Origin of the sequence: Flavobacterium sp. (genome assembly GCF_049318325.1) — a bacterium.
Lineage (GTDB): Bacteria > Bacteroidota > Bacteroidia > Flavobacteriales > Flavobacteriaceae > Flavobacterium.
This window is the reverse complement of sequence record NZ_JBMOGQ010000185.1, coordinates 1-3,709: the sequence shown is the minus strand read 5'-3', so window position 1 is coordinate 3,709 and position 3,709 is coordinate 1. Positions and strand designations below refer to the sequence as shown.

Below are 3,709 nucleotides of genomic sequence, written 5' to 3'. Positions count from 1 at the left end.
CACTGCATTAGTTAATGCCGGAGTTGATGCTGTAATTATTGATACAGCTCACGGACATACGCAAGGTGTAGTTTCTGTCTTAAAAGAAATAAAAGCAAAATTCCCAAATCTTGACGTAGTTGTAGGTAACATTGCTACTCCGGAAGCAGCACTCTATTTAGCTCAAAATGGAGCTGATGCTGTGAAAGTCGGAATTGGTCCGGGTTCAATTTGCACTACCCGAGTAGTTGCCGGAGTTGGATTTCCTCAATTTTCAGCTGTTTTAGAAGTTGCTGCCGCTATAAAAGAAACTGGAGTTCCAGTAATTGCAGACGGTGGAATCAGATATACAGGCGATATTCCAAAAGCAATCGCTGCCGGTGCAGATTGTGTTATGCTGGGTTCACTTTTAGCCGGAACTAAAGAAAGTCCGGGCGAAACTATCATTTTTGAAGGAAGAAAATTCAAATCGTATCGCGGTATGGGTTCTATTGAAGCTATGGAAGATGGTTCAAAAGATCGTTATTTCCAAGATGTAGAAGATGATATTAAAAAATTAGTTCCTGAGGGAATTGTTGGCCGTGTACCATACAAAGGTGAATTGAACGAAAGCATGCAGCAATTTATTGGTGGACTTCGTGCCGGAATGGGTTATTGTGGCGCTAAAGACATTACTACATTACAAGAAACAGGACGTTTTGTTAGAATCACAACAAGTGGTATTGGCGAAAGCCACCCGCACAATGTGACTATAACTAAAGAAGCACCTAATTATTCGAGATAATTTTTTGAATTATTACTATTAAACCCCTAAATAATTACTCGGAGTAATCTCCATCAATTCAGCTTTAATGTTATCCGAAACTTCCAAAGTATTTATGAAATTATGAATGGCTTCTTTATTGATAATCGAATTAGTTCGTGTCAATCCTTTCAAAGCTTCATAAGGATTTGGATAACCTTCTCTTCTCAAAATAGTTTGAATAGCCTCGGCAACAACAGCCCAATTTTTTTCTAAATCTTCTGCAAATTTAGATTCGTTTAATAATAGCTTATTCAATCCTTTTAAAGTAGCATCAAAAGCAATTAAGGTATGCCCTACAGGAACTCCAATATTTCTCAAAACTGTACTATCAGTCAAATCACGTTGCAATCTTGAAATCGGTAATTTAGCCGATAAGTGTTCAAATATCGCATTGGCAATACCTAAATTTCCCTCCGAATTTTCAAAATCTATTGGGTTCACTTTATGTGGCATAGCCGAAGAACCAATTTCACCTGCTTTAATTTTTTGCTTGAAATACTCCATCGAAACATAGGTCCAGATATCTCTATCTAAATCAATGATGATGTTGTTTATTCGTTTCAGCGCATCAAAAAACGCAGCAAAATGGTCATAATGCTCTATTTGTGTGGTTGGAAAAGAATGTTGCAAACCAAGCGTATCTTCTACGAAAGTGGTTCCAAATTTTTTCCAATCCACATTGGGATACGCTACATGATGTGCGTTAAAATTTCCGGTAGCACCTCCAAATTTAGCAGCAAACGGTATATTAAACAATAAACGCATTTGTTCTTCCAAACGTTCAACAAAAACCAAAATTTCCTTTCCTAAACGAGTTGGTGAAGCAGGCTGTCCATGAGTTCTAGCTAACATCGGAACATCATTCCACTCCATTGCCAATTCTTTTAATTTGGCTACTATTCCGATTAATGCTTTTAAATAGACTTCTTGAAAGGCTTCTTTTGTCAATAGCGGAATGGCCGTATTATTAATATCCTGTGAGGTTAAACCAAAATGAATAAACTCTTTATAGTTAGATAAACCTATGAATTCAAACTTATCTTTGATAAAATACTCCACCGCTTTTACATCGTGGTTTGTGATTTTTTCAGATTCTTTTATCCATTGCGCATCTTCAGTAGTAAAGTTTTTATAGAGATTTCGCAAGCTGTCAAAAACTGTTGGACTAACACCTTTAAGTTGTGGCAAATCAGCTTCGCATAGAGCGATGAAATACTCAACTTCTACCAGAACACGATATTTGATTAAGGCTTCTTCTGAAAAATAATTGGAAAGCGATTTGGTTTTACTTCGATATCTTCCGTCAATGGGAGAAACGGCGTTTAGTGGAGTTAGTGACATGAGTTGTGTTGTTGTATTGTGAGTTGCAAATTTAGGTAATCCTATTTAGAAAATAGAGCAAAGAGATTAGAAAATAGATTATAGGTAAAAGACGAAGAGAGGATTCACTTTCTATCATCTTTTTGTCTTTTCGCTATTATCTTCTTAACAACTTTTCACTTAATACTGGAATACCTTCAGTTGCATTCAATGGAATTACTTCTAAAGGATTTTGCAGATTAGTAATGCTTGTCGGTCTCGGATCTATATAGAAAACAGAAACATTTGGTTTCGCATAATGCATCAAACTTGCAGCCGGATATACTTGAAGTGATGTGCCAATAACAGCTACATAGTTAGCTTGTTCTATGATACTTATCGCTTCTTCAAGCATAGGGACCATTTCACCAAACCAAACTATATGCGGCCGCAATTGATGACCTTTATTGTCAACATCGCCAATTACCAAATCGCATTCCCAATCTAAAATATAATCTTCGCTTATTGTGCTGCGTACTTTTAATAATTCGCCATGCAGATGCAACACTTTTGTACTTCCTGCTTGTTCGTGAAGATTGTCTACATTTTGAGTGATAATGTGAACATCAAAATCTTTTTCCAGTTCAGCTAAACCAAAGTGACCTTGGTTGGGTTTTACCTTTAGTAATTGCTTTCGTCTTTGATTATAAAAATCTAAAACGAGTTCTTTATTTCTATGCCAACCTTCTGGCGAAGCTACATCCATCACATTATGTCCTTCCCATAATCCATCTGCATCGCGAAAGGTTTTGATTCCGCTTTCGGCAGATATTCCAGCTCCTGTTAAAACAACAAGTTTTTTCATTATTTTAATTTGGATATAAAGCTATGCATTTTTACTATTTTTGCCAAAAGCATTCCTATGATTGACTTAAATTACCTAGAATACCTAGAAGGATTTTTAACCGAAAACCGCAAAGAGCGCTTTGAGAATGTATTAGCCAATAGAACCAATCATTTTACGATTGCCGTAGAAGATGTCTTTCAGTTTCATAATACGAGTGCAGTGATGCGCAGTTGTGAGGTTTTTGGAATACAGGAAATCAATATTGTAGAGCAACGGTTTGGAAAAAATATCGATAAGGAAATAGCAATGGGTGCTCAGAAATGGGTAGATATTAATAAGTTTGAAAATATTTCGAACTGCATCCATTCGCTAAAAAATAAAGGTTATCAAATCATTGCCACAACTCCACATAACGATTCGTGTCTACTACATGAATTTGATGTAACCAAAAAGAGCGCCTTGTTTTTCGGTACCGAAAAAGAAGGATTATCAGAAGAAGTGATGAGTCAGGCCGATGGTTATTTGAAAATACCGATGGTTGGATTTACAGAAAGTCTGAATATTTCGGTTTCGGCGGCTATCATTATTCAGGACATCACCACTCGCCTACGCCAATCAAATATAAAGTGGCAACTTACCGAAGAAGAATTACTGGAAAAGAGATTGCTTTGGGCAAAGAATACGATTAAGGATATTAAACGGATTGAAGCTAGGTATTATTCTAAGTAGTTGTCGGTTATTGGTTGTAAGCATAGACAAAAAGAAACCCTATTTCTTCT

The 3,709-nt window shown here is 36.4% G+C and carries 4 protein-coding genes; 2 read left to right on the top strand and 2 right to left on the bottom strand.

The features are described from left to right. On the top strand, positions 1–763 hold a 763-nt coding region (gene guaB / locus ACOYLP_RS11420; RefSeq protein WP_422856298.1), incomplete at its 5' end, for an IMP dehydrogenase. 18 nt (positions 764–781) lie between these two features. On the opposite strand, the gene purB is transcribed toward guaB, so the two are convergent. Next, entirely contained in the window at positions 782–2,125 is a 1,344-nt protein-coding gene (purB, locus tag ACOYLP_RS11415) for an adenylosuccinate lyase (protein WP_422856297.1), read from the bottom strand. A 136-nt stretch (positions 2,126–2,261) separates the two neighbouring features. Continuing rightward, positions 2,262–2,951: an SIR2 family NAD-dependent protein deacylase gene (locus tag ACOYLP_RS11410; protein ID WP_422856299.1), complete on the bottom strand. Its 690-nt coding sequence runs from the start codon at positions 2,949–2,951 to the stop codon at positions 2,262–2,264. Between the two features lie 54 nt (positions 2,952–3,005). On the opposite strand from ACOYLP_RS11410, the gene ACOYLP_RS11405 reads away from it, so the two are divergent. Next, positions 3,006–3,659, top strand: a complete 654-nt coding sequence (locus tag ACOYLP_RS11405) for a TrmH family RNA methyltransferase (RefSeq protein WP_422856296.1) — start codon at positions 3,006–3,008, stop codon at positions 3,657–3,659. Positions 3,660–3,709: the final 50 nt, after the last annotated feature.

Coding starts and splice junctions, on each gene's coding strand:
- purB (WP_422856297.1), bottom strand. CDS start 2,125: ATGTCACTAACTCCACTAAACGCCGTTTCTCCCATTGACGGAAGATAT.
- ACOYLP_RS11405 (WP_422856296.1), top strand. CDS start 3,006: ATGATTGACTTAAATTACCTAGAATACCTAGAAGGATTTTTAACCGAA.